The 26,271-nt window shown below is 73.7% G+C and carries 23 protein-coding genes; 15 read left to right on the forward strand and 8 right to left on the reverse strand.

Annotated elements, in window-relative coordinates:
- Nucleotides 1-94 precede the first annotated feature (94 nt).
- Nucleotides 95-1,228, reverse strand: coding sequence for an adenylate/guanylate cyclase domain-containing protein (locus GA0115242_RS07590; protein WP_093825842.1), 1,134 nt, complete (start codon nt 1,226-1,228; stop codon nt 95-97).
- Nucleotides 1,229-1,359: 131 nt separating this feature from the next.
- The gene (locus GA0115242_RS07595; RefSeq protein ID WP_093825844.1) at nt 1,360-2,217 is read right to left on the reverse strand and encodes a biotin--[acetyl-CoA-carboxylase] ligase; all 858 of its coding nucleotides are present in this window, start codon (nt 2,215-2,217) and stop codon (nt 1,360-1,362) included.
- Nucleotides 2,218-2,326: 109 nt separating this feature from the next.
- Here GA0115242_RS07595 and GA0115242_RS07600 point away from each other — a divergent pair, with 109 nt between their 5' ends.
- From GA0115242_RS07600 to GA0115242_RS07615, 4 genes are all read left to right on the forward strand, one after another.
- A complete protein-coding gene (locus GA0115242_RS07600) occupies nt 2,327-3,928 on the forward strand; it encodes an acyl-CoA carboxylase subunit beta (protein ID WP_093825846.1) in 1,602 nt (533 codons plus the stop codon).
- 28 nt (nt 3,929-3,956) lie between these two features.
- Nucleotides 3,957-4,160 carry an acyl-CoA carboxylase subunit epsilon gene (locus tag GA0115242_RS07605; protein WP_093825849.1) on the forward strand — a complete coding sequence of 68 codons (204 nt, stop codon included), beginning with the start codon at nt 3,957-3,959 and terminating at the stop codon, nt 4,158-4,160.
- A 91-nt stretch (nt 4,161-4,251) separates the two neighbouring features.
- Nucleotides 4,252-4,380 (forward strand): morphogenic membrane protein MmpB, encoded by a 129-nt coding sequence (gene mmpB / locus GA0115242_RS41500; protein WP_093825851.1) that lies wholly within the window; start codon nt 4,252-4,254, stop codon nt 4,378-4,380.
- Nucleotides 4,381-4,403: 23 nt separating this feature from the next.
- A complete protein-coding gene (locus GA0115242_RS07615) occupies nt 4,404-5,009 on the forward strand; it encodes a Maf family protein (RefSeq protein ID WP_093825949.1) in 606 nt (201 codons plus the stop codon).
- Here GA0115242_RS07615 and GA0115242_RS07620 read toward each other — a convergent pair.
- Nucleotides 4,978-5,448: a hypothetical protein gene (locus GA0115242_RS07620; RefSeq protein WP_093825853.1), complete on the reverse strand. Its 471-nt coding sequence runs from the start codon at nt 5,446-5,448 to the stop codon at nt 4,978-4,980. The genes GA0115242_RS07615 and GA0115242_RS07620 overlap by 32 nt on opposite strands.
- A gap of 384 nt (nt 5,449-5,832) precedes the next feature.
- Here GA0115242_RS07620 and GA0115242_RS07625 point away from each other — a divergent pair, with 384 nt between their 5' ends.
- Nucleotides 5,833-7,605: an acetyl/propionyl/methylcrotonyl-CoA carboxylase subunit alpha gene (locus tag GA0115242_RS07625; protein WP_093825856.1), complete on the forward strand. Its 1,773-nt coding sequence runs from the start codon at nt 5,833-5,835 to the stop codon at nt 7,603-7,605.
- Between the two features lie 172 nt (nt 7,606-7,777).
- A complete protein-coding gene (locus GA0115242_RS07630) occupies nt 7,778-8,329 on the forward strand; it encodes a TetR/AcrR family transcriptional regulator (protein WP_093825951.1) in 552 nt (183 codons plus the stop codon).
- A 201-nt stretch (nt 8,330-8,530) separates the two neighbouring features.
- On the opposite strand, the gene GA0115242_RS07635 is transcribed toward GA0115242_RS07630, so the two are convergent.
- On the reverse strand, nt 8,531-9,475 hold the full coding sequence (locus tag GA0115242_RS07635) for a DeoR/GlpR family DNA-binding transcription regulator (RefSeq protein WP_237548919.1): 945 nt from the start codon (nt 9,473-9,475) through the stop codon (nt 8,531-8,533).
- 202 nt (nt 9,476-9,677) lie between these two features.
- Nucleotides 9,678-11,126 carry an NAD(P)H-quinone dehydrogenase gene (locus GA0115242_RS07640; RefSeq protein WP_093825860.1) on the reverse strand — a complete coding sequence of 483 codons (1,449 nt, stop codon included), beginning with the start codon at nt 11,124-11,126 and terminating at the stop codon, nt 9,678-9,680.
- A gap of 153 nt (nt 11,127-11,279) precedes the next feature.
- Between GA0115242_RS07640 and GA0115242_RS07645 the strand changes: the two genes are divergently transcribed.
- The 5 genes from GA0115242_RS07645 to helR all read left to right on the forward strand — a co-directional run bounded on the left by GA0115242_RS07645 (nt 11,280) and on the right by helR (nt 18,242).
- Nucleotides 11,280-11,717, forward strand: a complete 438-nt coding sequence (locus GA0115242_RS07645; RefSeq protein WP_093825862.1) for a gamma-glutamylcyclotransferase — start codon at nt 11,280-11,282, stop codon at nt 11,715-11,717.
- Between the two features lie 112 nt (nt 11,718-11,829).
- Nucleotides 11,830-12,654: a purine-nucleoside phosphorylase gene (locus GA0115242_RS07650; RefSeq protein ID WP_093825864.1), complete on the forward strand. Its 825-nt coding sequence runs from the start codon at nt 11,830-11,832 to the stop codon at nt 12,652-12,654.
- A 65-nt stretch (nt 12,655-12,719) separates the two neighbouring features.
- Nucleotides 12,720-14,351: a phospho-sugar mutase gene (locus GA0115242_RS07655; protein ID WP_093825866.1), complete on the forward strand. Its 1,632-nt coding sequence runs from the start codon at nt 12,720-12,722 to the stop codon at nt 14,349-14,351.
- Between the two features lie 462 nt (nt 14,352-14,813).
- Nucleotides 14,814-15,848: a glycosyltransferase family 39 protein gene (locus tag GA0115242_RS07660; RefSeq protein WP_370672254.1), complete on the forward strand. Its 1,035-nt coding sequence runs from the start codon at nt 14,814-14,816 to the stop codon at nt 15,846-15,848.
- 246 nt (nt 15,849-16,094) lie between these two features.
- Nucleotides 16,095-18,242, forward strand: a complete 2,148-nt coding sequence (gene helR, locus GA0115242_RS07665; RefSeq protein WP_093825868.1) for an RNA polymerase recycling motor ATPase HelR — start codon at nt 16,095-16,097, stop codon at nt 18,240-18,242.
- Nucleotides 18,243-18,248: 6 nt separating this feature from the next.
- On the opposite strand, the gene GA0115242_RS07670 is transcribed toward helR, so the two are convergent.
- Together GA0115242_RS07670 and GA0115242_RS07675 are read right to left on the reverse strand one after the other, a co-directional pair.
- Complete coding sequence (locus GA0115242_RS07670) at nt 18,249-19,955, reverse strand: hypothetical protein (RefSeq protein ID WP_093825870.1); 1,707 nt, start codon at nt 19,953-19,955, stop codon at nt 18,249-18,251.
- A 660-nt stretch (nt 19,956-20,615) separates the two neighbouring features.
- Entirely contained in the window at nt 20,616-21,383 is a 768-nt protein-coding gene (locus GA0115242_RS07675) for a PH domain-containing protein (RefSeq protein WP_093825872.1), read from the reverse strand.
- Between the two features lie 114 nt (nt 21,384-21,497).
- On the opposite strand from GA0115242_RS07675, the gene deoC reads away from it, so the two are divergent.
- Genes deoC through GA0115242_RS07690 form a run of 3 tightly spaced genes read left to right on the forward strand, consistent with a single transcriptional unit; the run spans nt 21,498 to nt 24,795 of the window.
- Complete coding sequence (deoC, locus tag GA0115242_RS07680; RefSeq protein ID WP_093825955.1) at nt 21,498-22,454, forward strand: deoxyribose-phosphate aldolase; 957 nt, start codon at nt 21,498-21,500, stop codon at nt 22,452-22,454.
- 6 nt (nt 22,455-22,460) lie between these two features.
- The gene (locus GA0115242_RS07685; RefSeq protein WP_093825874.1) at nt 22,461-23,912 is read left to right on the forward strand and encodes an aldehyde dehydrogenase family protein; all 1,452 of its coding nucleotides are present in this window, start codon (nt 22,461-22,463) and stop codon (nt 23,910-23,912) included.
- Nucleotides 23,905-24,795 (forward strand): aldehyde dehydrogenase family protein, encoded by an 891-nt coding sequence (locus GA0115242_RS07690; RefSeq protein WP_093825876.1) that lies wholly within the window; start codon nt 23,905-23,907, stop codon nt 24,793-24,795. The genes GA0115242_RS07685 and GA0115242_RS07690 overlap by 8 nt, the downstream gene beginning before the upstream one ends.
- A gap of 76 nt (nt 24,796-24,871) precedes the next feature.
- Here the strand turns inward: GA0115242_RS07690 and GA0115242_RS07695 are convergent, their stop codons facing one another.
- Nucleotides 24,872-25,288 (reverse strand): hypothetical protein, encoded by a 417-nt coding sequence (locus GA0115242_RS07695; RefSeq protein ID WP_093825878.1) that lies wholly within the window; start codon nt 25,286-25,288, stop codon nt 24,872-24,874.
- Nucleotides 25,289-25,415: 127 nt separating this feature from the next.
- Here GA0115242_RS07695 and GA0115242_RS07700 point away from each other — a divergent pair, with 127 nt between their 5' ends.
- Nucleotides 25,416-26,051 carry a uridine kinase family protein gene (locus GA0115242_RS07700; protein WP_093825880.1) on the forward strand — a complete coding sequence of 212 codons (636 nt, stop codon included), beginning with the start codon at nt 25,416-25,418 and terminating at the stop codon, nt 26,049-26,051.
- Nucleotides 26,052-26,271: the final 220 nt, after the last annotated feature.

Raw genomic sequence — 26,271 nt, forward strand, 5'->3', positions numbered from 1 at the left:
GGCCGTCCGGCTCCGCCGGGCCGCGGCCACGGCTGTGCCTGCCGGTCGTGCGGATCTGCGTGGGCCTGGGCGGCTGAGGACGGGCGGCGGCGGGTCAGCCGTTCTGGTGGGTGGTGTCCCTGCGGGAGAGCAGCCACGGCTCGATCACGCCGAGCCCGCGCACCGGCCGCTGCCACATCGGCTGGAGCGCGAAACGGTGCGTCGGCGCGGCCTCGCCCGCCTTCTCCGCGGCCGCGGCGGCCTCCGCGGCCTCCGCCTCCGACCTCGGCGCCTCGGCCGTGCGGATCAGCTCCTCGGCGAAGGCGCTGTCGACGAGGACCGCGTCACGCGGCGCTATCGACGTCAACCGGGAGGCCAGGTTCACCGTCGTCCCGAAGACATCGCCCATCCGGGTGGTGACCGTGCCGAAGGCGATGCCGACGCGCAGCTCGGGCATCGTCTCGTCGTTCGCCATGGTCTCGATCAGCCGCAGCGCGATCTCCGCCGCGACGCCCGCGTCGTCGGCCGCGTAGAGGACCTCGTCGCCGAGGGTCTTGATGAGCCGTCCGCCGTTCGCGGCGACCAGGTCGGCGGCGGTGGTCTCGAAGGCCTCGACGAGTTCGCCCAGCTCCTCCTCCTCCATCCGCCGGGTCAGCCGGGTGAAGCCGACCAGGTCGGCGAAGCCGACGGCGAGGCGCCGGTCGACCATCTCCTCGTCGTCCGCGGCCTGGACGACGCGGCCCGTCGCGGCGGCGAGCTGGCGCCGCCAGACGTAGACGATGAACTCCTCCAGCTCCGGCAGCAGCAGCTCGACCAGCGGGTACGTGACCTCGGTGCGGGTCATCCCGGGCTCGGGCGGCTCCGTCAGGCCCTCCAGGAAGGAGTCGATCTGCCATTCGGCGAGCCGGGCCGTGGTCTGGCCGGTCGAGCGGGCCACCTGCACGGCCATCGCCTCGCTGAGCAGCCCCGCCTCCACCAGGCCCGCGAGGCGCCGCAGCGCCAGCACGTCCGCCTCGGTGAGCGCCTTGGCCTGCCCGATGTCCGCGAAGCCCATCGCCCGCCAGAAGCGCGACGCCAGCTCCATGGAGACACCGGCGCTGCGGGCGGCCTGGAAGGGGGTGTAGCGGCGCTCGGCACCGAGGATGAGCTGTTCGAGGCGCAGGGCGAGCGGGTCCTCGCCGGTATCGGCGTCCTGGGGGTCCACCCGGCCGTGCGCGCCCGTGCCGGAGCCCGTGTCGTCGACGGTCACGCCTGCTGCCCTTCCGATCTGCCACGGTCAGGTATCGACCGGCCACAACTCTACGGCAGGTGTGCGGTAGCTCACTCCCGTGGCGCCGACGGTGGCCCTGCCCTCCATAACGCCTTCCGGGCCCGTTCTGCTCAGACGGGCCGCAGGTGGACGATGTCCCCGGCGCCCACCGGCTCCTGCACACCGGCCTCGGTGGCCAGCACCAGCCGCCCGTCCCCGTCGACGGCGACGGCCTCGCCGATCAGGTCCCGCCCGCCGGGCAGCTCGGCGCGAACGGTGCGGCCCAGCGTCGAGCAGCCGGCCGCGTAGGTCTCCTGGAGGCCGCTGGCCGCCGGGTCGCCGTCCGCCTCGCGCCAGCGTTCGTACCACTGTTCGAGCAACCGGAGCACGGCCCGCAGCAGCGGGTCCCGGTCGGTGCCCGCGGCGCCCGCCAGGGCGAGCGATCCGGCGTTCGGCACCGGCAGCTCGCTCTCCTTCAGGGTGACGTTGATGCCGACGCCGACGACCACCCCGCGCTCCCCGGCCCGCTCGGCGAGGATGCCGCCGGCCTTGCGCTCGGCACCGCCGACGGTCACCAGCAGGTCGTTGGGCCACTTGAGTGAGGTGTCCACGCCCGCGGCCCGGGAGAGCCCGGTGGCGACGGCGACGCCGGTCAGCAGCGGCAGCCAGCCCCAGCGGGCGACCGGCACGTCCGGTTCGAGCAGGACGGAGAAGAAGAGTCCGGAGCGGGCGGGTGCGCTCCAGCGCCGGTCGAGACGGCCGCGCGCGGCGGACTGCTCCTCGGCGACCAGGACGGCGCCCTCGGCGGCCTCGCCCGCGACCGCGCGGGCGGCCAGGTCGGTGTTGGTGGAGCCGGTGCTCGGCACGACCCGCACGTCCGTCCAGAGCCCGCCCTCCCGCACCAGCGCCCGGCGCAGCGCGGCGGCGTTGAGCGGCGGCCGGTCCAGGTCGGACCAGCGGCTGTCGTCTGAGGCGTCTCGCGGCGTCATACGTCCACCCTAGGTGTGGTGAAGACCGCACTGCCGATCGGTAGGCGCAGCACTACTCTACGGATGAGTAACCGTCCCCCCTTTTGAGCAGGCAGGGAGCCGCATCCCGATGTCCGAGCCGGAAATGCCTGAAGCGCACGAAGAGATCGACATCCACACGACGGCGGGGAAGCTCGCGGATCTGCGACGGCGTGTCCACGAGGCGACGCACGCCGGGTCGGCGCGCGCGGTCGAGAAGCAGCACGCCAAGGGCAAGTTGACGGCCCGTGAGCGGATCGCGCTGCTGCTCGACGAGGAGTCCTTCGTCGAACTGGACGAGTTCGCCCGCCACCGCTCCACCCACTTCGGCCTGGACGCCAACCGTCCGTACGGGGACGGGGTCGTCACCGGGTACGGCACGGTCGACGGCCGCCCGGTCGCCGTCTTCTCGCAGGACTTCACGGTGTTCGGCGGCGCGCTCGGCGAGGTCTACGGGCAGAAGATCGCCAAGGTGATGGACTTCGCGCTGAAGGCGGGCTGCCCGGTCATCGGCATCAACGACTCCGGCGGCGCCCGCATCCAGGAGGGGGTGGCCTCGCTGGGCGCGTACGGCGAGATCTTCCGCCGCAACACCCACGCCTCCGGGGTGATCCCGCAGATCAGCCTGGTGGTCGGGCCGTGCGCGGGCGGCGCGGTGTACTCGCCCGCGATCACCGACTTCACCGTGATGGTCGACCAGACCTCGCACATGTTCATCACCGGCCCCGACGTCATCAAGACGGTGACCGGTGAGGACGTCGGCTTCGAGGAGCTGGGCGGGGCCCGCACCCACAACGCGGCGTCGGGCGTGGCGCACCACATGGCGGGGGACGAGAAGGACGCCATCGAGTACGTCAAGCAGTTGCTGTCGTACCTGCCGTCGAACAACCTCTCGGAGCCGCCGGCGTTCCCGGAGGAGGCGGACCTGTCCGTCACCGACGAGGACCGCGAGCTGGACACCCTGGTGCCGGACAGCGCCAACCAGCCGTACGACATGCACACCGTGATCGAACACGTGCTGGACGACGCGGAGTTCTTCGAGACGCAGCCGCTCTACGCACCCAACATCCTCACCGGTTTCGGCCGGGTGGAGGGCCGTCCGGTGGGCATCGTCGCCAACCAGCCGATGCAGTACGCGGGTTGCCTGGACATCAAGGCGTCCGAGAAGGCGGCGCGCTTCGTGCGGACCTGCGACGCGTTCAACGTCCCGGTCGTCACCTTCGTGGACGTGCCCGGCTTCCTGCCGGGTGTGGACCAGGAGCACGACGGGATCATCCGGCGCGGCGCCAAGCTGATCTTCGCGTACGCGGAGGCGACGGTCCCGCTGATCACCGTCATCACCCGCAAGGCGTTCGGCGGGGCGTACGACGTGATGGGCTCCAAGCACCTGGGCGCCGACCTCAACCTGGCCTGGCCGACCGCGCAGATCGCGGTGATGGGCGCGCAGGGCGCGGTGAACATCCTGCACCGGCGCACGATCGCGGACGCGGACGACGCGGAGGCGACCAGGGCCGAGCTGATCCAGGCGTACGAGGACACCCTGCTGAACCCGTACGTGGCGGCCGAACGCGGGTACGTGGACGCCGTGGTGATGCCGTCGGACACCCGGGCGCACATCGTCAGGGGGCTGCGGCAGCTGCGCACCAAGCGGGAGGCGCTGCCGCCCAAGAAGCACGGCAACATCCCGCTCTAGACCGATTCCCCCCAGGCAGGGAGCCGTCATGAACATCAAGGTGGTCCGGGGCAATCCGACCCCGGAGGAGCTGGCGGCCGCGGTGGCGGTGGTCCGGGCGCGGGCGGCGGCGAGTCTGCCGGCGGCGCCCGCGGCACCGCGGGACTCCTGGTCGGACCCGGCCAGGATCGCCTCCCGCGGGCTCCCGCGGCCGGGTCCGACGTCCTGGGCCCGCACCTACTGGCCCGGCTGAGCCTCCCGGGCCCGGGGGCGCGGCCGGGGCGCGGGAAACCTGAGTACGGGTACTCAGGCGGCGCGACGCGGCCCGGCGCACCCTGGGGAGCATGCTGTGGTCCGATCCCGAGAACGAGCCGCCGAAGGAACTCCGCGACATGCAGGAGACCCTGCGGCGGCTCGGCCTCTTCCTCGCGCTGGCCATGCTGGTCGCGATGGTCGTGCTGGGAGTGCGGTGACCGTCCGCGGCTACCCTGGCGGCATGCGCCGACTCGTCCTCGCCTCCCAGTCCCCCGCCCGGCTGAACCTGCTGCGTCAGGCGGGCCTCGCCCCCGAGGTGATCGTCAGCGGTTTCGACGAGGACACCGTCACCGCGCCGACCCCGGCGGAGCTGACCCTCGCGCTGGCGCGGGCGAAGGCGTCCGTCGTGGCCGCCCGCCCGGAGGCCGCGGGCGCCCTGGTGATCGGCTGCGACTCGGTGCTCGACCTGGACGGGCAGGCGCTCGGCAAGCCCGCCGACGCCGAGGAGGCCACCGCCCGCTGGAAGGCGATGCGCGGCCGGGCCGGGACCCTCCAGACCGGGCACTGCGTGTGGGACACGGCGAGCGGGCGGCACGTGGCGGCGACGGCGTCCACGGTCGTGCACTTCGGTGAGCCCTCGGACGCGGAGATCGCCGCGTACGTCGCCTCGGGCGAACCCCTCTACGTCGCCGGGGCGTTCACGCTGGACGGGCGGTCGGCGCCGTTCGTCGAGGGCATCGAGGGCGACCACGGCAACGTGATCGGCATCAGCCTGCCGCTCGTTCGCCGGCTGCTGGCCGAACTGGGCGTCGGGATCACGGAGTTGTGGGCGCGGGACCAGGACTGACGGGCGCGTCGCCGCCGCCGTCGGATCCGGTCCGTCCGGGGGTGCGCGGCGGCCGGTCGTAGCTGACCAGGAGCAGCACGATCAGGGCGAGCACCACGAGCAGGCCGAAGAAGGCGGCCGGGCCGATCGGCCCCCACGCGAACGCGGCGAGCAGCCCGTGCACCACGGCGACGCTGATCAGCAGGACCCGGCCGAGCCCGGCGGGCTGCCGGTCGCGGACCGCGACCAGCAGGGCGACCAGCGCGCAGAACGCGAAGTAGAGGCCGAAGACGACTCCGCCGATCTTCGAGGACCGGGCCATCACCTCGGGGTCGAGACCGGCGAGGGACATCTTCTGGCGGCCGACGACGACGCCGAGGAACCAGTTGAAGGCGGCGAAGAAGAGCGCCTCGCCGAACAGCACGACCGCCACGATCCACGCCACCGGCCTGCGTATCACCGGCCCCCACCCACTTCCGACCGACGCCCGGGGAAGCCTGACAAGGCTTCGGTCCTGGCGAGCATGTTCGAGACATCGCGAACGTTACTAACGAGTAAACCTCGGGACAAGGGTTCGGCCGGGGGCAAAGATTCATTGGGCCATTAGTAGGGACTCCACAAAGAAACCCGGTGGCCCGCAGCACGGCCTCACAGAGACCTCCACCACATCGGAGGACTAGGGTTTTCGGGAGGAGTCCTTCGTACCTTGGTGCGACAAGGGATTTCACGGGTCGAGCGCGCCGGGTATCACACTCCGTGTGGGCAAGCTCACCTCTGTGGACGGGTCGATGCGCCGTGTCGGCAGTCCCTAAAATCGGCTTGTTTCAAGGAGGGAGCCTCAATCGTGCGCAAGGTGCTCATCGCCAACCGTGGCGAAATCGCTGTCCGCGTGGCCCGAGCCTGCCAGGACGCGGGGATCGCCAGCGTGGCCGTCTACGCGGAGCCCGACCGGGACGCTCTGCACGTCCGCGCCGCGGATGAGGCGTTCGCCCTGGGCGGTGACACCCCGGCGACCAGCTACCTGGACATCCAGAAGGTCCTGAACGCGGCCCGCGAGTCGGGGGCCGACGCCGTCCACCCCGGGTACGGATTCCTCTCCGAGAACGCGGAGTTCGCGCAGGCGGTCCTGGACGCCGGTCTGATCTGGATCGGCCCGCCCCCGCACGCCATCCGCGACCTCGGTGACAAGGTCGCCGCCCGGCACATCGCGCAGCGCGCGGGCGCCCCGCTGGTGGCCGGTACGCCGGACCCGGTCTCGGGCGCGGACGAGGTCGTCGCGTTCGCCGAGCAGAACGGCCTGCCCATCGCGATCAAGGCCGCCTTCGGCGGTGGCGGTCGCGGTCTGAAGGTGGCCCGCACCCTCGAAGAGGTGCCGGAGCTGTACGAGTCCGCGGTGCGCGAGGCGGTCGCCGCCTTCGGGCGCGGCGAGTGCTTCGTCGAGCGGTACCTGGACCAGCCGCGGCACGTGGAGACCCAGTGCCTCGCGGACTCGCACGGCAACGTGGTCGTCGTCTCCACCCGTGACTGCTCGCTCCAGCGCCGCCACCAGAAGCTGGTGGAGGAGGCGCCCGCGCCGTTCCTGTCGCAGGAGCAGCTCGACGAGCTGTACGCGTCGTCGAAGGCCATCCTGAAGGAGGCCGGTTACGTCGGCGCGGGGACGGTCGAGTTCCTCGTCGGCATGGACGGCACGATCTCCTTCCTGGAGGTCAACACCCGTCTCCAGGTGGAGCACCCGGTCACCGAGGAGGTCGCCGGGATCGACCTGGTCCGTGAGATGTTCCGGATCGCCGACGGCGAGGAGCTGGGCTACGGCGACCCCGAACTGCGCGGCCATTCCTTCGAGTTCCGCATCAACGGCGAGGACCCGGGCCGCAACTTCCTGCCCGCGCCCGGCACCGTCACCCTCTTCGACCCGCCGTCGGGTCCCGGCGTGCGCCTGGACGCGGGCGTCGAGTCCGGCTCGGTCATCGGCCCGGCCTGGGACTCGCTGCTGGCGAAGCTGATCGTCACCGGCCGCACCCGCAAGGAAGCCCTCGAACGCGCCTCCCGCGCGCTGGAGGCGTTCCGGGTCGAGGGCATGGCGACGGCGATCCCGTTCCACCGCACGGTGGTCAAGGACCCGGCGTTCGCTCCCGAACTGACCGGCTCCGACGCCCCGTTCACGGTCCACACCCGCTGGATCGAGACGGAGTTCGTCAACGAGATCAAGCCGTTCGCCGCTCCGGCCGACGGTGAGACGGACGAGGAGCCGGGCCGCGAGACGGTGGTCGTCGAGGTCGGCGGCAAGCGTCTGGAGGTCTCGCTGCCGACGTCGCTCGGCATGTCGCTGGCCCGCACCGGCCTCGCGGCCGGGGCCCGCCCCAAGCGCCGGGCGGCGAAGAAGTCGGGCCCGATGGCCTCCGGCGACACCCTCGCCTCCCCGATGCAGGGCACGATCGTCAAGGTCGCGGTCGAGGAGGGCCAGCAGGTCCAGGAGGGCGACCTGATCGTCGTCCTCGAAGCGATGAAGATGGAGCAGCCGCTGAACGCGCACCGGGCCGGGACCGTGAAGGGCCTGGCCGCGGAGATCGGCGCGTCGGTCACGTCCGGCGCGGCGATCTGCGAGATCAAGGACTGACCCCCGCACCTTCCGGCGGACGCCCGGTACCCGGCCGCACGGCCGGTGTGCCGGGCGTCCCTCGTACGGCGGCACGGATGGCATCCTGGGGGGACGTCGGCCGAGAGAGGGGCGGGTGGAGGACATGCCGGACACGGCCTTCCCCGGCGCACCGGGAAGGGGCGCGCGCGCCATGCGCGCCGACGCCAGACGCAACTACGCGCGGCTGGTCACCGAGGCCCGCACGGTCTTCGCGGCGCACGGCGCGGACGCCTCGCTGGAGGACATCGCACGGCGGGCGGGGGTCGGCATCGGCACCCTGTACCGGCACTTCCCGAACCGGCAGACACTGCTGAGCGCGGTCTTCGAGGACGCGGTGGGCGACCTGCTGGCCCGCTCCCGCGAACTGCTGGACGCCCCCGAGCCGTGCACGGCCCTGGTGACGTGGCTGCGCGAGATGGTCCGGCACGCGGGCGAGTACCGGGGTCTGTCACGGGCGCTGATGACGATGTCGACGGACACGACGTCCACGCTGGCGTCCCGCTGCGGCGACCCGATCCGCGAGGCGGGCGGCGCCCTCCTGACCCGGGCTCAGCAGTCGACGGCGGTACGGCAGGACATCACCATCACCGACCTCCTCCAACTGACCCACGCGATCGCCCTGGCGGCGGAGGAATCCCCCACGGACCCCACCCTGGCCGACCGCCTCCTCACCCTGACCCTGAAGGGCCTGAAACCCACATAACCCAGGGCCCGCCCCCGGGGCACACGAGAAGCCCCGCCCCCAGCCCCAACGGCGCTCTCTCGGGCGCGCGGGCATCTGCCCGACCAGCCCCAACGGCGCCCTCTTGGGGGCGCGAGGAACTGCGCGACCAGCCCCAACGGCGCCGCACACACCCCACCACATCACCCCAACGGCGCTCCCCCGACCGCCGCAAGAACCGACCTATCGCCGCCGCATGTCCGCGACGCGCCCCCGCTCTCCCCCCGCCTCACCCAACACCGCCGCGGACCGAAGCCCACCCCCAGCCGGTCCCGCCGCGCCCGCCGCGCCCGCCGCCCCCGGCACCCCGCGCCGCGGCCCGGGTACGGGCACGTCCCGCCGCCCCTGCGCCTGCCGGGGCGCCGCCCCGGGATGCTCCCCGGCCCCGCCCGCGACAGCGATCTGCACCCCTTGATCCGCAAGGGCCTGCAGCTCCGTCCCGGCACGGTCGTCGTGGGCCGGTGGCTCGTCGGTCACGAGCCGGGTGATCAGATCCGTCGGCACGGTCTGGAACATGGTGTCGGCGCCGAGCTTGGTGTGGTCGGCGAGCACCACGACCTCCGCGGCGGCCTGCACGAGGGCCCGGTCCACGGACGCGGAGAGCATGTTGGAGGTGGACAGTCCACGCTCCGCGGTGAGCCCGCTCCCGGACAGGAACGCCCGCGAGACCCGCAGCCCCTGGAGGGACTGCTCGGCCCCGCTGCCCACGAGGGCGTAGTTGGAGCCGCGCAGGGTCCCGCCGGTCATCACGACCTCCACGCGGTTGGCGTGGGCCAGCGCCTGGGCGACGAGCAGGGAGTTGGTGACGACGGTCAGCCCCGGCACCCGGGCGAGCCGTCGGGCCAGCTCCTGGGTGGTGGTACCCGCCCCCACCACGATGGCCTCGCCCTCTTCGACGAGGCCCGCGGCGAGATCGGCGATGGCCGTCTTCTCGGCGGTCGCGAGATGTGACTTCTGCGGAAAGCCGGACTCCCGCGTGAAACCGCCCGGCAGTACCGCACCGCCATGCCGGCGGTCGAGGAGTCCTTCTGCCTCCAGTGCGCGCACGTCCCGCCGTACGGTCACTTCTGAGGTCTGGACGACGCGGGCGAGCTCACGGAGCGACACGGCCCCGTTCGCTCGCACCATTTCGAGGATCAATTGGCGACGTTCTGCAGCGAACACGAAACTGACAGTAACCCCAACGACCGTCTGCTTTCAGCAGTTTGCGCCGGATAACCGAAGTTGTTCGCACCGTGGCACGTCGAGTGGTATAGGGCCTACCCGCCCCGACTATGCCGTACGCACGCGCGGCAACTCCCCGTGACCAGCGGGGAGTCGGCCGGGCCGGTCAGGCGTCGCCCGCCGCCTTGCGGGTGTGCAGCTGCCGCGCCACCTCCGCGATCGACCCCGAAAGAGACGGGTAGACGGTGAACGCGTTCGCGATCTGTTCGACCGTCAGATTGTTGTCGACGGCGATCGAGATCGGATGGATCAGTTCCGAGGCGCGCGGCGCGACGACCACACCGCCGACGACGATGCCGGTGCCGGGGCGGGCGAACAGCTTGACGAAGCCGTCCCGGATGCCCTGCATCTTGGCGCGCGGGTTGCGCAGCAGCGGCAGCTTGACGACCCGGGCGTCGATCCGGCCCGCGTCGACGTCCGCCTGGGTGAAGCCGACGGTGGCGATCTCCGGGTCGGTGAAGACGTTCGAGGAGACGGTCTTGAGGTTCAGCGGGGCCACCGCGTCGCCGAGGAAGTGGTACATGGCGATACGTCCCTGCATGGCGGCGACGGACGCCAGCGCGAAGACGCCGGTGACGTCGCCCGCCGCGTACACGCCGGGCGCGGTGGTGCGGGAGACCTTGTCGGTCCAGATGTGGCCCGAGTCGCGGACCTTGACCCCGGCCTTCTCCAGGCCGAGCCCCTCGCTGTTGGGGATGGCGCCGACCGCCATCAGGCAGTGCGAGCCGGTGATGACCCGGCCGTCGGCGAGGGTGACCTCGACCCGGTCGCCGACCCGCTTGGCGGCGGCGGCCCGGGAGCGGGCCATGACGTTCATGCCGCGGCGGCGGAAGACGTCCTCCAGGACGGCGGCGGCGTCCGGGTCCTCGCCGGGCAGCACCCGGTCGCGGGAGGAGACGAGGGTGACCTTGGAGCCCAGGGCCTGGTAGGCGCCCGCGAACTCGGCGCCGGTGACGCCGGAGCCGACCACGATCAGTTCCTCGGGCAGCTCGGTGAGGTCGTAGACCTGGGTCCAGTTGAGGATGCGCTCACCGTCCGGCTGGGCGTCGGGGACCTCGCGCGGGTGGGCCCCGGTGGCGATCAGGACGGCGTCCGCGACGAGGGTCTCCTCGCTGCCGTCGGCGGCGGTGACGACGACCTTGCGGGAGCCGTCGAGGGACTGCATGCCCTCCAGCCGCCCCCGGCCGCGCATGACGCGGGCGCCGGCGCGGGTGACGGACGCGGTGATGTCGTGGGACTGGGCGAGCGCGAGCCGCTTCACCCGTCGGTTGACCTTGCCCAGGTCGACACCGACCACCCGGGCCGCCTGCTCGGCGGGCGGGGTGTCGTCGGCGACGATGATGCCCAGCTCCTCGTAGGAGGAGTCGAAGGTCGTCATCACCTCCGCGGTGGCGATGAGGGTCTTCGACGGGACGCAGTCGGTCAGCACCGACGCCCCGCCGAGGCCGTCGCAGTCGACGACGGTCACCTCCGCGCCGAGCTGCGCGGCCACCAGCGCCGCTTCGTATCCGCCAGGTCCGCCGCCGATGATCACGATCCGAGTCACGTACCCCATTGTCCCGCACCCTTCAAGGTGGCACCGCACGGGGGCCGGGACAGGGGTCGCGCGGACCGGTCGCGGGCCCGCCGCCGGGGCGCTCCCGGCCGCCCCCTCGGGTCCCCCTGCGACGGGAGGGACGCGTGGGCCGGCTGACGTACCCTCGGAGCCATGTCGCTCTACGCCGCGTACGCCGGCAACCTCGACGCGCGGCTGATGACCCGCCGCGCACCGCACTCGCCGATGCGCGCCACCGGCTGGCTGAACGGGTGGCGGCTGACCTTCGGGGGCGAGCACATGGGCTGGGAGGGCGCGCTGGCGACGCTCGTCGAGGACCCGCTGTCGCAGGTCTTCGTCGCCCTGTACGACCTGGCGCCCGCCGACGAGGAGTCGCTCGACCGGTGGGAGGGCGTCGGCCTCGACATCTACCGCAGGGCGCGGGTGCGGGCGCACACCCTGGACGGCGAGGAACCGGCCTGGGCGTACGTCCTCAACGGCTACGAGGGCGGCCTGCCCTCGGCCCGCTACCTCGGGGAGATCGCCGACGCGGCGGAGTCCGCGGGCGCCCCGCACGACTACGTCATGGAGCTGCGCAAGCGCCCCTGCTGACCCGGTGCGCCACCGCCGTCACGGCGTTCGTCGGAAACGACAAGACAACGATCGCATTCCCGTGAGCTCTGTCATCTACGCGCGTAAACAAAAAGCCGCTACCCTCGACGCCGTGAACGCATCTCTTCTTCCGGACGACATCCAGGGCGACCCCTACGGCGCCGCCGACGCGGCCGCCGCCCGCCTGCGCGAACTGACCGGCGCCGAGACCCACGACGTCGCCCTCGTGATGGGCTCCGGCTGGGCTCCCGCCGTGGACGGGCTCGGTGTGCCCGAGGCCGACTTCGCGGTCACCGAGCTGCCCGGGTTCCCGCCTCCGGCGGTGGAGGGGCACGGCGGCCGGGTCCGCTCGTACCGCACCGGTGACAAGCGGGCGCTGGTCTTCCTCGGCCGCACGCACTACTACGAGGGCCGCGGGGTGGCCGCCGTCGCGCACGGGGTGCGCACCGCCGTCGCCGCGGGCTGCAAGACGGTCGTGCTGACCAACGGCTGCGGCGGGCTCCGCGAGGGCATGCGCCCCGGACAGCCGGTGCTGATCAGCGACCACATCAACCTGACGGCGGCCTCGCCGATCGTCGGCGCGAACTTCGTCGACCTGACCGACCTGTACTCGCCGCGGCTGCGGGCGCTGTGCAAGGAGGTCGACAGCAGCCTGGAGGAGGGCGTCTACGCGCAGTTCCCCGGGCCGCACTACGAGACGCCCGCCGAGATCCGGATGGCCCGGGTGATCGGTGCCGACCTGGTCGGCATGTCCACCGTCCTCGAGGCCATCGCGGCGCGCGAGGCGGGCGCCGAGGTGCTGGGGATCTCGCTGGTGACGAACCTGGCGGCCGGGATGACCGGGGAGCCGCTGAACCACGAGGAGGTGCTCCAGGCCGGGCGGGACTCCGCCACCCGGATGGGGACCCTGCTGGCGCGGGTGCTCGAACGCATCTGACGGGACGGGCGGCGCGCCCTCTCCCCTCCCCCCACCCGACGTTCTCCACCGGAGGTTGAACCCACGTGCACGACGAACTCATCGCGCGGGCGCAGTCCTGGCACGACGAGGATCCCGACCCGGACACCCGGGGGGAGCTGGCCGCGCTGATCAAGGCCGGGGACACGGCCGAGCTGGCCGAGCGGTTCGCCGGGACCCTGCAGTTCGGCACCGCGGGGCTGCGCGGGGAGCTGGGCGCGGGCCCGATGCGGATGAACCGGTCCGTCGTCATCCGCGCCGCCGCCGGGCTCGCCGCGTATCTGCGGGACAAGGGCCGGGGCGACGGGCTCGTCGTGATCGGGTACGACGCCCGGCACAAGTCCGCCGACTTCGCCCGGGACACGGCCGCCGTGATGATCGGCGCGGGGCTGCGTGCCGCCGTCCTGCCCCGGCCGCTGCCCACCCCGGTGCTGGCGTTCGCGATACGCCACCTCGGCGCGGTCGCCGGGGTGGAGGTCACCGCGAGCCACAACCCGCCCCGGGACAACGGCTACAAGGTGTACCTCGGCGACGGCTCGCAGATCGTGCCGCCCGCCGACGCGGAGATCGCCGCCGAGATCGACGCCGTCGCCTCGCTGCACGACGTGCCGCGCCCGCAGGACGGCTGGGAGATCCTCGACGACTCCGTCCTCGACGCCTATCTGGCCCGTACCGACGCCGTGCTGGCCGCCGGTTCGCCGCGCACCGCGCGGACCGTCTACACGGCGATGCACGGGGTCGGCAAGGACACCCTGCTGGCCGCGTTCGCGCGGGCCGGGTTCCCCGCGCCGGTGCTCGTCGCCGAACAGGCCGAGCCCGACCCGGACTTCCCGACGGTCGCCTTCCCGAACCCGGAGGAGCCGGGGGCGATGGACCTGGCCTTCGCACAGGCCCGCGCGACCCGCCCCGACCTCGTCATCGCCAACGACCCGGACGCCGACCGGTGCGCCGCGGCCGTCGCCGACGGGGACGGCTGGCGGATGCTGCGCGGCGACGAGGTGGGCGCGCTGCTCGCCGCGCACCTGGTGCGGCGCGGGGTCACGGGCACGTTCGCCGAGTCCATCGTCTCGTCGTCGCTGCTGGGCCGGATCGCCGAGCACGCCGGGCTGCCGTACGAGGAGACCCTCACCGGCTTCAAGTGGATCGCCCGGGTGGAGGGGCTGCGGTACGGGTACGAGGAGGCGCTCGGCTACTGCGTCGACCCGGAGGGCGTCCGCGACAAGGACGGCATCACCGCGGCGCTGCTCCTGACCGAGCTGGCGTCCGAGCTGAAGGAGGCGGGCCGCACCCTGCCCGACCTGCTCGACGACCTCGCCGTCACGCACGGGCTGCACGCCACCGACCAGTTGTCGGTGCGGGTGGAGGACCTGTCGGTGATCTCCGACGCGATGCGGCGGCTGCGCGAACGGCCCCCGACCGAGCTGGCGGGGCTCGCCGTGACCCGGGCCGAGGACCTCACCCGGGGCACCGGGAGCCTGCCGCCCACCGACGGACTGCGCTACACCCTCGACGGCGCCCGGGTCGTCGTCCGGCCGTCGGGGACCGAGCCGAAGCTGAAGTGCTACCTGGAGGTCGTCGTCCCGGTCGGCTCGCACGCCGAGCTGCCCGCGGCCCGCGCCCGGGGCGCCGAGCTGCTGGCCGCCGTCAAGCGGGACCTGTCGGCGGCCGCCGGGATCTGACGGGCTCCGCCACCGGCGGCGGAGCGGGACGGAACAAAGGGGGCGGGCGGGCCGGGCCGGGCCCGCCCGCCCCGCTCGCGCGTCCGGGTCGGGGACGGCGGCGCGGAGACCGCGGGTCCCCGTCTTCCCGCGCCCGCCTCGGGGACGTCGTCGCGGCGGCCTCCGTTCCCGCGCCCCCGCGCGCCCGGCGGCGTGGTTCCGGGAGCCGGGGTGCCACCCCAACGGGTGAATTGCGGCTGGCCCTTGACCGGGGGTCCACGTCTGCCCCGGGGGCCGGGCAACCGTGGGACGGCAACGTCCCCGCCGAGCCCGCCCTGGAGCCGCCGCCGTGTCCACGACCGCCTTCCGGCCGACACCCCGCGTGATCGCCGCGCCCGCCGGCCCCCGCCCCGCGTCCACCCCCTGCGGCACGCCGCGCCCGCGCTCCTGGCCTACCTCGGCGTCCGCTCCCTCGGCCTGGTCGTGCTCGCCCTCTGGGCGCACCGGCGCCACCACGGCCTCTGGCCGATCCTCGCGACCAAGTGGGACGCCGACTGGTACCTGGGCATCGCCGACCACGGCTACGCCCAGGTGCTCGGCACCGCCCGCTCCTCCAACAACCTGGCGTTCTTCCCGCTCTACCCGTACCTGACGAAGGCGGTCGCGGCCGTCACCCCCGGCTCCCGCGCCTCGGCCGGACTCGCCGTCGCCGTCGTCGCGTCGGTGATCGCCGCGTGGGGGATCTTCGCGGTCGGGGACCGGCTGTACGGGCGCCGGGTCGGTGTCCTCGTCACCGTGCTGTGGGCCGCGCTGCCGGTCGGCCCGGTGCAGTGGATGGGGTACACCGAGTCCCTCTTCACCGCGTTCGCCGCGTGGGCGCTGTTCGCCGCCCTGACCGACCGGCCGCTCACCGCCGCGTCGCTGGCCTGCCTGGCGGGCCTCACCCGGCCGACGGGCGTGGCGGTGGCCGCGGCGGTCTGCGCCTGGGCGCTGTGGGAGCTGCGCGGCCGGCCCCGGGACCCGCGGCTGCGGGCCGCCGTCCTGCTCGCGCCGCTCGGCTGGTGCGGGTATGTCGGCTGGGTGGGGCTGCGGCTCGGCCGCTGGGACGGCTACTTCGCCGTGCAGCGGCTGTGGCGCAACGACCTGGACGGCGGCCGCGAGACCCTGCGCCGGTTCCGCGAGCTGCTCGCCCACGACCCGACCCCGCAGCTCTTCCTGCTGGTCGTCACGGGCACGCTGATCGTCTCGGTGGTGCTGTTCGGCCTGTCGGTGGCCGACCGGCAGCCGCTGCCGCTGCTCGTGCTCACCGGCGTGCTGCTGGTCATCGTCCTGGCCAGCGGCGGCGTCTACTTCCCGCGCGCCCGGTTCCTGATGCCGGGGTTCCCGCTGCTGCTGCCCGTCGCCGCGCACCTGGCCCGCGCCTCCCGGCGCCACCTCGTCCTCGCCCTGACGGCGGCCGTCGGCGGGTCGGCCTACCTCGGCGCCTACATGTCGGTGGTGTGGCACAGCGCGCCCTGAACGGGCGGCCGGTGACCGGCGGACCCCGGGCACACGGAAGGCGAGGAGCGCGCCCCTCGCCACTCTCAACGTATAGCGCACCGGGGGGCTTGCGGCAAGGCCCCCTCGGTGGCGCAGAATCGCAGGCCACAGCCCTGGACCAGAGAAACGGGAGACTCACGACGTGCGTGCGCTGTTGTCGGTTGACGGATCGTGCGGCGACGCCGGGAAGCGCGGGCGCCGCCGCCCCGGATCGGAGGTGTCGCCGTGAACCCGCTGACCACCAGCGCGTTCGACCTGCCCGAGCGGCTCTCGGCGAAGGCGGACCCGGCGCTGATCGGCCGCGACGAACAGCACTTCGCGGCCGTCGCGGAGAGCCTCGCGCAGACCGTCGCGGAGCTGGCCGAGCGGCTCGACGCCGAGCTGCGGGCGCCCGGCGGGCTCGGCCGGGGCGCGATGGAACGGGACCTTGAGGTGCACCGGCTGACCGGCAGGCTGCGCGCCCTGCGCCGGTTCGGCCTCGACCTGTGCCTGGGCCACATCGTGCCCGCGGACGGCGGCGAGCCCGTCTACATCGGACGGCTCGGACTGACCGACGCCACCGGCCGCAGGCTGCTGCTCGACTGGCGCTCCCCCGCCGCCGAGCCGTTCTTCGCGGCGACCCACGCCGCGCCGATGGGCCTGGCGAGCCGCCGCCGCTACCGCTGGACGCGCGGCCGGATCAGCGACTACTGGGACGAGGTGTTCACCGCTGACGGCCTGGAGGGCCACGCGGCCCTCGACGACCAGTCCGCCTTTATCGCCAGCCTCGGCGGCGACCGCTCGTCCCGGATGCGGGACGTGCTCGCCACCATCCAGGCCGACCAGGACGCCATCATCCGCGCCGGGTCGCGCGGCGCCCTCGTCGTCGACGGCGGCCCCGGCACCGGCAAGACGGTCGTCGCCCTGCACCGCTCGGCCCACCTGCTCTACTCCGACCCGCGCCTGGGCCACCGCAAGGGCGGGGTGCTGTTCGTCGGACCGCACCAGCCCTACCTGGCGTACGTCGCCGACGTGCTGCCCAGTCTCGGCGAGGAGGGCGTGCAGACCTGCACCCTGCGCGACCTGGTCGCCGAGGGGGCGGGCGCGGTCGCCGAGGCCGATCCGGAGGTGGCCCGGCTGAAGGCGTCCGCGCGTCTGGTGGGGGCGGTCGAACCCGCCGTCCGCTTCTACGAGGAGCCGCCCGCCGAGGGCATGACCGTCAGGACGCACTGGAACGACATCGCGCTGACCGCCGACGACTGGGCCGTCGCCTTCGACGCGGCGGAACCGGGCACCCCGCACAACGAGGCCCGCGAGCAGGTCTGGGAGGAGCTGCTGACGCTGCTCATGGACAAGCACGACGGCGACGCCCCCGCCGCCCTGCTGCGCAGGTCGCTGCTGGCCAACCGGGAGCTGCGCACCGCGTTCGGCCGGGCCTGGCCGCTCCTGGAGGCGGCCGACCTGGTCGGCGACCTCTGGTCGGTCCCCGCCTATCTGCGCCGCTGCGCGCCCTGGCTCGGACCGGACGAGGTGCGCCGCCTCCAGCGCGCCGAACCGTCCGCCTGGACGGTGTCCGACCTGCCGTTCCTGGACGCGGCCCGGCAGCGGCTCGGCGACCCGGAGTCGGCCCGCAGGCAGCGCAGGCAGAAGGCGGCGTCGGCGGCGGAACGCGAGCGGATGTCCGGCGTCATCGACAACCTGCTCGCCGCCGACCCCGACGGCGAGGGCGCGGTGACGATGCTGCACGGCCAGGACCTGCGCGACACCCTCGTCGACGAGAACACCCTGCCCGCCGTCGACCCGGAGCCGCTGACCGGCCCGTTCGCGCACGTCGTCGTGGACGAGGCGCAGGAACTGACGGACGCCGAGTGGCAGATGCTGCTGCTGCGCTGCCCGTCCCGGAGCTTCACCGTCGTCGGGGACCGCGCCCAGGCCAGGCACGGGTTCACCGAGTCGTGGCGGGAGCGGCTGGGGCGGGTCGGGTTCGACCGGATCGAGGTGGCGTCCCTCAGCGTCAACTACCGCACCCCGGAGGAGGTCATGGCGGAGGCCGAGCCGGTCATCCGGGCGGTGCTCCCGGACGCCAACGTGCCGACGTCCGTCCGCGGCGGCGGTCTGCCCGTCGTGCACGGGTCGGTCGCCGACCGGGACGCCGTTCTCGAGAAGTGGCTCGCCGCGCACAGCGAGGGCGTCGCGTGCGTGATCGGCGACCCGTCGTTCCGCTCGACGCCCCGGGTCAGCTCGCTCACCCCCGAGCTGTCGAAGGGGCTGGAGTTCGACCTGGTCGTGCTGGTGGACCCGGAGGCGTTCGGGGACGGCGTCGAGGGGGCCGTCGACCGGTACGTCGCGATGACCAGGGCGACCCGGCAGCTCGTGGTGCTCACCGGCGGCTGACCCGTCTCAGGGCAGCAGCACCAGGGCCGCCGTCCAGAGCACCGCGGCCGCCAGGGCGAGCGGCCACAGCGGGCGGCCGCGCTCGCGGGCGGTGCTCGGCGCGGACGGGCGCAGCCCCGGGTGGTCGATCAGCGCGGTGAGTTCGGCGGCCGTCCGCGCGGTGCGGTCGGCGCGCCGCGCGTCGCGCTCGGGCGACCGGGACCTCCCGCGCGTCGCGGGCAGCGTCCACCCCGGGAAGGAGCTTTGCGCGCTGCCGACGACCAGGTCGCCGTCCTCGTCGAGGGCGACCCGCGCGTCGTCCCAGCCGACGAAGCGGGGTCCGCGCAGCCCGCTGACCCACAGCCCGGCATCGTCGGCGGTGATCCGCCAGGCCGCGAGCCTCGGCAGCAGCAGGGCGCAGCCGACGCCGACGGCGGTGCCGCAGCCGTAGCGCCACAGCGGGCCGCCGTCCGCGAACAGGTAGAGGCCCACCACCGTGGCCACGGCCACGAGGGAGCGGTCCCGCCATCCGGCGCGCCAGCCGCGCACGGGTGCCTGCCCGGTGGCCGTCCGCTCGGCGGCGAACCGCTCGGCGGCGAACCGCTCGGCGGCGGCCCGCGAACGCGCCTCCTGTGCCTTCCGCAGCCCGGCGTCCCGCTCCATGGCGAGCAGCCCCGCGCGGACGGCCGGTTCCGAGCGGGGCCGCACCGGCCCCGACGACCACAGCACGACCGGCGGCGCGTCCGTGTCGTCGGCGTCCACGGCGGCGCTGACGACGACGATCTCGGCGCCGTCCCAGGGCGCCCCGTACAGGACGGCTTCGCGCAGCGGGGCGGGGACGAGGAGATCGAGGCCGTCCTCGTCCTCCCGGCGGCCGCCGTCGTCGCCCGCGCCCTCCTCGTCGTCCTCGTCGTCCGCGTGGCTCTCCTCGTCGTACGCCTCGGTCAGTGCGACCCGGAACAGGGGCCGCAGCGCGTCGGTGTCGTCGGCGGCGAAGACGTCCGTGTCGCCGTGGCGCCCCTCGCGCACCAGCACCCCGAGGACCGGCGCGGGGTGCGCGCGCAGCGCCACCGAGCGGCGTCTGCCGAGGTACCCGGAGCCCAGCACGGTCAGCCCGAGCCCGACGACGAGGAAGCCGAGCACGGCGGCCGAGTCGCGGTCCTCGGGCAGGTCGCCGTAGGGCGCGACGAGCAGCAGTCCGCCGCCCGCGAGGACCGTCAGGGTGCCGACGACGGCGAGGAACCGGCCGCGCTTCACCGGAACGGCGGGCGCGGGCAGCGCGGCGGTGACGCCCCCGGCGGCGGCGAGGGCGGCCTCGCGCTGACCGGCGCGGGCCGCGAGGCGCGGTCCCGCGGCGGCGACCAGGGCGACGGCGAACAGCGCGGCGCCGGTGAGCAGCGGCCAGGAGAGCGTGGACGTGGACACGCCGACCGCGACGACCAGGGCGGGGGCGGTGAACCGCACGGCCTCCGGGCGCGCGGCCAGCAGGACCGGCAGCAGACCGAGCAGCGCGGCGGGCAGCGGGGGCAGCGAACCGAGCACGGCCAGCAGGGAGGCGACGATCACGCAGAACAGGACGAGCGGCAGCAGCACCCGGAACCGCACCGGGACGGTGAGCAGGGGGGACGGCAGCGCGCCGGTCCAGCGGCGGGCCCGGTCACCGTCCCAGGGGCGGCAGTCGTCGGGTCTCGCGGCGGCGGGCAGGGGTATCGGCCCGAGCGGTCTGCTGTCCATGACGTCCCAGGGAGTCGGCTTCCACAGGACGCCCGAACGACCGCCCCGCGCAGATCATCACCCGCGCGCCCCACCGGAGGCGAAGATTCACCCCACCCCGACGAACGAAGCCCCACACCGGACAGGCAGATCCGGTGCCGGGCAGGCACGTCCGGCGCCGGGGAGGGGAGTCCGGGGCGGGCGAGGAAGATCGCAGGCCGGACGAGACAAGTCCCGCACGGGCACGGACGTCCCGTGCCGAGCGAGGCAAGTCCCGTACCGGGCACGGCCGCCCCACGTCGAGCGAGGCAAGTCCCGTACCGGGTGAGGACGTCACATGTCGAGCGAGGCAAGTCCCGTACCGGGCACGGCCGTCCCCACGTCGGGCGAGGCAAGTCCCGTACCGGGTGAGGACGTCACATGTCGAGCGAGACAAGTCCGGTACCGGGAAGGGATGCCACCCGTGCCAGATGGGACAAGTCCCGTACCGGGTACGGACGCCACCCGCGTCGGACAGAGAAGTCCCGCACCGGGAAAGGAAATTGCGTACCGGCCAGGGAGCACACGCGGAGAGACGGAAGCCGCGCGCCCCGCGTCGGCCGGAGCCGACCACCCCCCGGCGAGCGCTGCCGGTCAGCTCCCGGCGGACCCGTCAAGCGGGCCCCCGGCCGCCCCGACCGCTCACCCCGTGGCGAGCAGGATCGCCAGGACCACCGCTCCCGCGAGGGCGGGCGCCGCGATCTCGTACGCCCAGCGGGTGGTGACCTCGCCGCGCGGGGTCTCCGTCTCGGGGGCCTTGGCCGCCCGGTTCTCCTCGGCCGCGAGCAGTTCGCGCAGGTCGTCCATGACCTTGTCGGCCTCGGCGCGGACCGGGCCGTCGGGGACGTCCGCCGCCCCGCCGAAACCTCCGCCGAAGCCGCCACCACCACCGCCACCGCCGAAGCTGCCGAACCCGCCGCCGAACCCGCGGGGTCCGCGGCCGCCCCTGCCGCCGCCCTGGGCCGCCCTCGACGCATCGGCGGTCGCGCGGGCCTGCCTGCGGGCCGCCTTCTTGCGGCCGCGCAGCGACACCGGCACCGCCCACAGCTGGTACTTGGCGCCGGAGGTGACGACCACCTCGTTGGAGAAGCTGGAGCGCAGCGAGACGACCTGCGTCCACGGCACCACGACCAGCCGGAACGGGTTGCGCACGCGCATCCGCTCCTCGTTGGCGAAGACGGCGGGGCGCAGGGTGAAGGCGACGACCAGCGGCACGACGAGCAGGAGCGTGGCGAGGGCGAGCCAGGGGGTGCGCCCGTGGCCCTTGACGATCGCGTCGATGCCGAGCCAGCCGATGATGCCGAGCAGCAGCACACCACCGGCGAGCGCCGCGGGCGACCGGTAGACCCGGTCGGGTGACTCGGGCGCGGTGGGCCGCGGCGCGGGTGACGGGTGTTCCGGGGTGGTCATGCTCCCGATTCTGCCCGACGGCCCTCGCGGCGCTCGTACGCGGTGCCCCGGGTCACGGACGAGCACCCGGGGGTGTACAGCCGCTACGCGCGTAGATATGCTCGTCTGGTGACCATGCCCACTGCACCCACAGCACCCGCTCTCGGGGACGTCACCGCGTCCGACAGCACGCTGCGCCGTTTCCTCCACGGGCTGCCCGGCGTCGACCCGGTCGGCCTCGAGGCCCGTGCGGCCTCCCTCGGCACCCGTTCCATCAAGACGACCGCGAAGGCGTACGCGATCGACCTGGCCATCTCGATGGTCGATCTGACGACGCTGGAAGGCGCGGACACCCCGGGCAAGGTCCGGGCGCTCGGCGTCAAGGCCGTGCACCCCGACCCGACCGACCGCGCGACCCCCGCCACGGCGGCCGTCTGCGTCTACCCCGACATGGTGGCCGTCGCGAAGGAGGCGGTGGCCGGTTCCACGGTGAAGGTCGCCTCCGTCGCCACCGCCTTCCCCGCGGGCCGCGCCGCGCTCGGCGTGAAGCTGGCCGACGTCCGGGACGCGGTGGCCGCGGGCGCCGACGAGATCGACATGGTCATCGACCGCGGGGCGTTCCTCGCGGGCCGGTACCTGAAGGTGTACGAGGAGATCGTCGCGGTGAAGGAGGCCTGCGGGTCCTCGGCCCGGCTCAAGGTCATCTTCGAGACCGGCGAGCTGTCGACGTACGACAACATCCGCCGGGCGAGCTGGCTCGGCATGCTGGCGGGCGCCGACTTCATCAAGACGTCGACCGGCAAGGTGGCGGTGAACGCGACCCCGGCCAACACCCTCCTGATGCTGGAGGCGGTGCGCGACTTCCGCGCGCAGACGGGCGTCCAGGTCGGCGTGAAGCCGGCCGGCGGCATCCGCACCACCAAGGACGCGCTGAAGTTCCTGGTGCTGGTCAACGAGACCGCGGGCACCGACTGGCTGGACAACCACTGGTTCCGCTTCGGCGCCTCCTCGCTCCTGAACGACCTGCTGATGCAGCGCCAGAAGCTGGCGACCGGCCGCTACTCCGGCCCTGACTACGTGACGGTGGACTGAGATCCCATGACGACGCAATCACAGGCATCCGCGTTCGCGTACGCGCCGGCCCCCGAGTCGCGCGCGGTGGTCGACATCGCGCCGTCCTACGGCCTGTTCATCGACGGCGAGTTCGCCGATGCGGCCGAGGGCAAGGTCTTCAAGACGGTCTCGCCGTCGACGGAGGAGGTCCTCTCCGAGGTGGCCCGCGCGGGCGAGGCGGACGTGGAGCGCGCGGTGCGCGCGGCCCGCAAGGCGTTCGAGAAGTGGTCGGCGCTGCCCGGCTCCGAGCGCGCCAAGTACCTGTTCCGGATCGCCCGGATCATCCAGGAGCGCAGCCGTGAGCTGGCCGTCCTGGAGACCCTGGACAACGGCAAGCCGATCCGGGAGACCAGGGACGCCGACCTCCCGCTGGTCGCCGCGCACTTCTTCTACTACGCGGGCTGGGCCGACAAGCTCGGGCACGCCGGTTACGGCGCCGACCCGCGCCCGCTGGGCGTCGCGGGCCAGGTCATCCCGTGGAACTTCCCGCTGCTGATGCTGGCGTGGAAGATCGCCCCGGCGCTGGCGACGGGCAACACGGTCGTCCTGAAGCCCGCCGAGACGACCCCGCTCTCCGCCCTGTTCTTCGCGGACATCTGCCGCCAGGCGGGCCTGCCCAGGGGTGTCGTCAACATCCTGCCCGGGTACGGCGACGCGGGCGCCGCGCTGGTCGCCCACCCGGACGTGGACAAGGTCGCGTTCACCGGCTCCACGGCCGTCGGCAAGGAGATCGCCCGCACGGTCGCCGGCACCCGCAAGAAGCTCACGCTCGAACTGGGCGGCAAGGGCGCCAACATCGTCTTCGACGACGCCCCGCTCGACCAGGCCGTCGAGGGCATCGTGAACGGCATCTTCTTCAACCAGGGGCAGGTCTGCTGCGCCGGGTCCCGGCTGCTGGTGCAGGAGTCGGTCGAGGAGGAGCTGCTGGACGCGCTGAAGCGGCGCCTGGGCACGCTGCGCCTCGGTGACCCGCTGGACAAGAACACGGACATCGGCGCGATCAACTCCGCCGAGCAGCTCGCCCGGATCACCTCCCTGGTCGAGGCGGGCGAGGCGGAGGGCGCCGAGCGCTGGTCCCCGGCGTGCGAACTGCCGTCCGCCGGTTACTGGTTCGCGCCGACGCTGTTCACGAACGTCACCCAGGCCCACACCGTGGCCCGTGACGAGATCTTCGGCCCGGTCCTGTCGGTGCTGACCTTCCGCACCCCCGACGAGGCGGTCGCGAAGGCCAACAACACGCCGTACGGCCTGTCGGCGGGCATCTGGACGGAGAAGGGCTCGCGCATCCTGGCGGTCGCGAACAAGCTCCGGGCGGGTGTCGTCTGGTCCAACACGTTCAACAAGTTCGACCCGACCTCGCCGTTCGGCGGGTACAAGGAGTCGGGCTTCGGCCGCGAGGGCGGTCGGCACGGCCTGGAGGCGTACCTCGATGTCTGACGCGCGACTGTCCGTCTTCAAGACCTACAAGCTGTACGTGGGGGGCAAGTTCCCGCGTTCCGAGAGCGGCCGGGTGTACGAGGTGACGGACTCCAAGGGCAGGTGGCTGGCGAACGCGCCGCAGTCGTCCCGCAAGGACGCCCGGGACGCGGTGGTGGCCGCGCGCAAGGCGTTCGGCGGCTGGTCGGGCGCGACGGCGTACAACCGCGGGCAGGTGCTGTACCGGGTCGCGGAGATGCTGGAGGGCCGCCGGGAGCAGTTCACCCGTGAGGTGGCCGAGGCGGAGGGCCTGTCGAAGGGCAGAGCGGCGGCCCAGGTGGACGCGGCGATCGACCGCTGGGTCTGGTACGCGGGCTGGACCGACAAGATCGCCCAGCTGGTGGGCGGCGGGAACCCGGTCGCGGGCCCGTACTTCAACCTGTCCTCGCCCGAGCCGACGGGCGTGGTCACCGTCCTCGCCCCGCAGGACTCGTCGTTCCTCGGCCTGGTCTCGGTGCTGGCCCCGGTGATCGCGACCGGCAACACGGCGGTCGTCGTCGCCTCGGAGCGTGCCCCGCTCCCGGCGCTGTCCCTCAGCGAGGTGCTGGCCACCTCGGACGTGCCGGGCGGTGTGGTGAACGTGCTGTCCGGCCGGACGGCGGAGATCGCGGCGCCGCTCGCCGCGCACCAGGACGTCAACGCGATCGACCTCGCGGGCGCCGACGAGGCGCTGGCGAAGGAGCTGGAGATCGCGGCGGCCGACAACCTGAAGCGCGTGCTGCGTCCACAGCCTGTGGACGACTGGTCGGCGGACCCGGGCACCGACCGCCTGACCCCGTTCCTGGAGACGAAGACGGTCTGGCACCCGACGGGGTCGCTGGGCGCGGGCGGCTCCTCGTACTGACGCGGCCCCCGGGACCGGAAGCCGCGCCCGCCCTCCGTCCGGGGCGGGCGCGGCTTCCTCGCGCGAGCGGCCCGGATCAGCCGCCCAGACCGCCGAGCAGCCCCGTCGCCTGCCCCAGCACCGGCAGGCTGCCGATGGAGGACGCCTGGGCGATCGGCGCCGTCAGCATCTGGGTGTTGAGGGCCTTGAAGTCGGCGAGCTGGGTGCCGACGCCGTTGTCCAGCGGGTCGACGCCGGTACCGGCCAGCGGGTTGGGCTTGAGCCCGGCGAGCGGGCCCGTGACGTAGCCGACGGAGCCGGTCAGCGCCTGGAGGCCGGCCTGCGGGTCGATCTTCCCGAGGGACGTGGGGCGGGTGCGCATGACGTCCACCACCGGGGCGGAGTCCGCGGCCGAGGCCGTCGCGGCGCCCGCGCCCAGGGCCGCTCCCGCGGTGGCGAGGGCGATCAGGGCGCGCTGGGCGGTCGGTCGGGGGGAGGACGCTTGTCGTGCCATCGCTGGTGCCACCTTCTGGTGCGCAGAGTAATCGTGTCGGAACTCAGGGTAGTTGAGGTGTGACGCGCGCTCCAAAGTCGACCCGCGGGGTCGGCAGCGCGTACGGGATGCGTCAAACTGGTGTCCCGTGAGCATCCATCTCCCCTCCGCCGCCCGTGTCGTGCTGCTCTGCGGCCCCTCGGGTTCGGGCAAGTCCCTCGTCGCCGCCCGCTCGGGCCTGCCGGTGCTGCGGCTCGACGACTTCTACAAGGAGGGCGACGACCCGACGCTGCCGCTGGTGGCGGGGAGTTCGGACATCGACTGGGACCATCCGGGGTCCTGGGACACGGAGGCGGCCGTCGCCGCGATCGCCGAACTGTGCCGCACCGGGCGCACCGAGGTGCCGGTGTACGACATCGCGCTGAGCGCCCGCACCGGCGCCGAGACCGTCGACATCGCCAGGACCCCGCTGTTCGTGGCGGAGGGCATCTTCGCCGCCGAGATAGTGGGCCGCTGCCGGGAGCTGGGCCTGCTGGCCGACGCGCTGTGCCTCAACCGGGGCCCGCTGCGCACCTTCCGGCGGCGATTCGTGCGCGATCTGCGCGAGGGCCGCAAGTCGGTGCCGTTCCTGGTGCGGCGCGGGTGGCGCCTGATGCGTCAGGAGCGCACGATCGTGGTCCGCCAGACGGCTCTCGGGGCGCACCCCTGTTCCAAGGACGAGGCGCTGGGCCGCCTGGCCGCCGCGGCGGTGGGCCGCGACCCGGCCGCGGCACCGGCTCCCTGACCCGCTGCCCCGCTGACCGTACGGACGGACCGCCGTCCGCACCCCGGGAGCCGCGCGCCCGCACCGGAAAACCGTGCGCGGACAGGAAAGCGGGACTGGTTGGACCCCCCGGCCCCCCAGTCCCGCTCTTCCCCCGTGTCCCCCCGTTCCCCGTGCTTTCCCCCGTGTCCCCCGTTTCCCCCCTCGGGCCCCCGTGTCCCCCGTGGGTCCGGTCACCGCT

The organism is Streptomyces sp. SolWspMP-5a-2, assembly GCF_900091845.1.
GTDB lineage: Bacteria > Actinomycetota > Actinomycetes > Streptomycetales > Streptomycetaceae > Streptomyces > Streptomyces doudnae.

Coding starts and splice junctions, on each gene's coding strand:
- GA0115242_RS07595 (WP_093825844.1), bottom strand. CDS start 2,217: ATGACGCCGCGAGACGCCTCAGACGACAGCCGCTGGTCCGACCTGGAC.
- GA0115242_RS07600 (WP_093825846.1), top strand. CDS start 2,327: ATGTCCGAGCCGGAAATGCCTGAAGCGCACGAAGAGATCGACATCCAC.
- GA0115242_RS07605 (WP_093825849.1), top strand. CDS start 3,957: ATGAACATCAAGGTGGTCCGGGGCAATCCGACCCCGGAGGAGCTGGCG.
- mmpB (WP_093825851.1), top strand. CDS start 4,252: ATGCTGTGGTCCGATCCCGAGAACGAGCCGCCGAAGGAACTCCGCGAC.
- GA0115242_RS07615 (WP_093825949.1), top strand. CDS start 4,404: ATGCGCCGACTCGTCCTCGCCTCCCAGTCCCCCGCCCGGCTGAACCTG.
- GA0115242_RS07630 (WP_093825951.1), top strand. CDS start 7,778: ATGCGCGCCGACGCCAGACGCAACTACGCGCGGCTGGTCACCGAGGCC.
- GA0115242_RS07635 (WP_237548919.1), bottom strand. CDS start 9,475: ATGGTGCGAGCGAACGGGGCCGTGTCGCTCCGTGAGCTCGCCCGCGTC.
- GA0115242_RS07640 (WP_093825860.1), bottom strand. CDS start 11,126: ATGGGGTACGTGACTCGGATCGTGATCATCGGCGGCGGACCTGGCGGA.
- GA0115242_RS07645 (WP_093825862.1), top strand. CDS start 11,280: ATGTCGCTCTACGCCGCGTACGCCGGCAACCTCGACGCGCGGCTGATG.
- GA0115242_RS07670 (WP_093825870.1), bottom strand. CDS start 19,955: ATGGACAGCAGACCGCTCGGGCCGATACCCCTGCCCGCCGCCGCGAGA.
- GA0115242_RS07675 (WP_093825872.1), bottom strand. CDS start 21,383: ATGACCACCCCGGAACACCCGTCACCCGCGCCGCGGCCCACCGCGCCC.
- deoC (WP_093825955.1), top strand. CDS start 21,498: ATGCCCACTGCACCCACAGCACCCGCTCTCGGGGACGTCACCGCGTCC.
- GA0115242_RS07685 (WP_093825874.1), top strand. CDS start 22,461: ATGACGACGCAATCACAGGCATCCGCGTTCGCGTACGCGCCGGCCCCC.
- GA0115242_RS07690 (WP_093825876.1), top strand. CDS start 23,905: ATGTCTGACGCGCGACTGTCCGTCTTCAAGACCTACAAGCTGTACGTG.
- GA0115242_RS07695 (WP_093825878.1), bottom strand. CDS start 25,288: ATGGCACGACAAGCGTCCTCCCCCCGACCGACCGCCCAGCGCGCCCTG.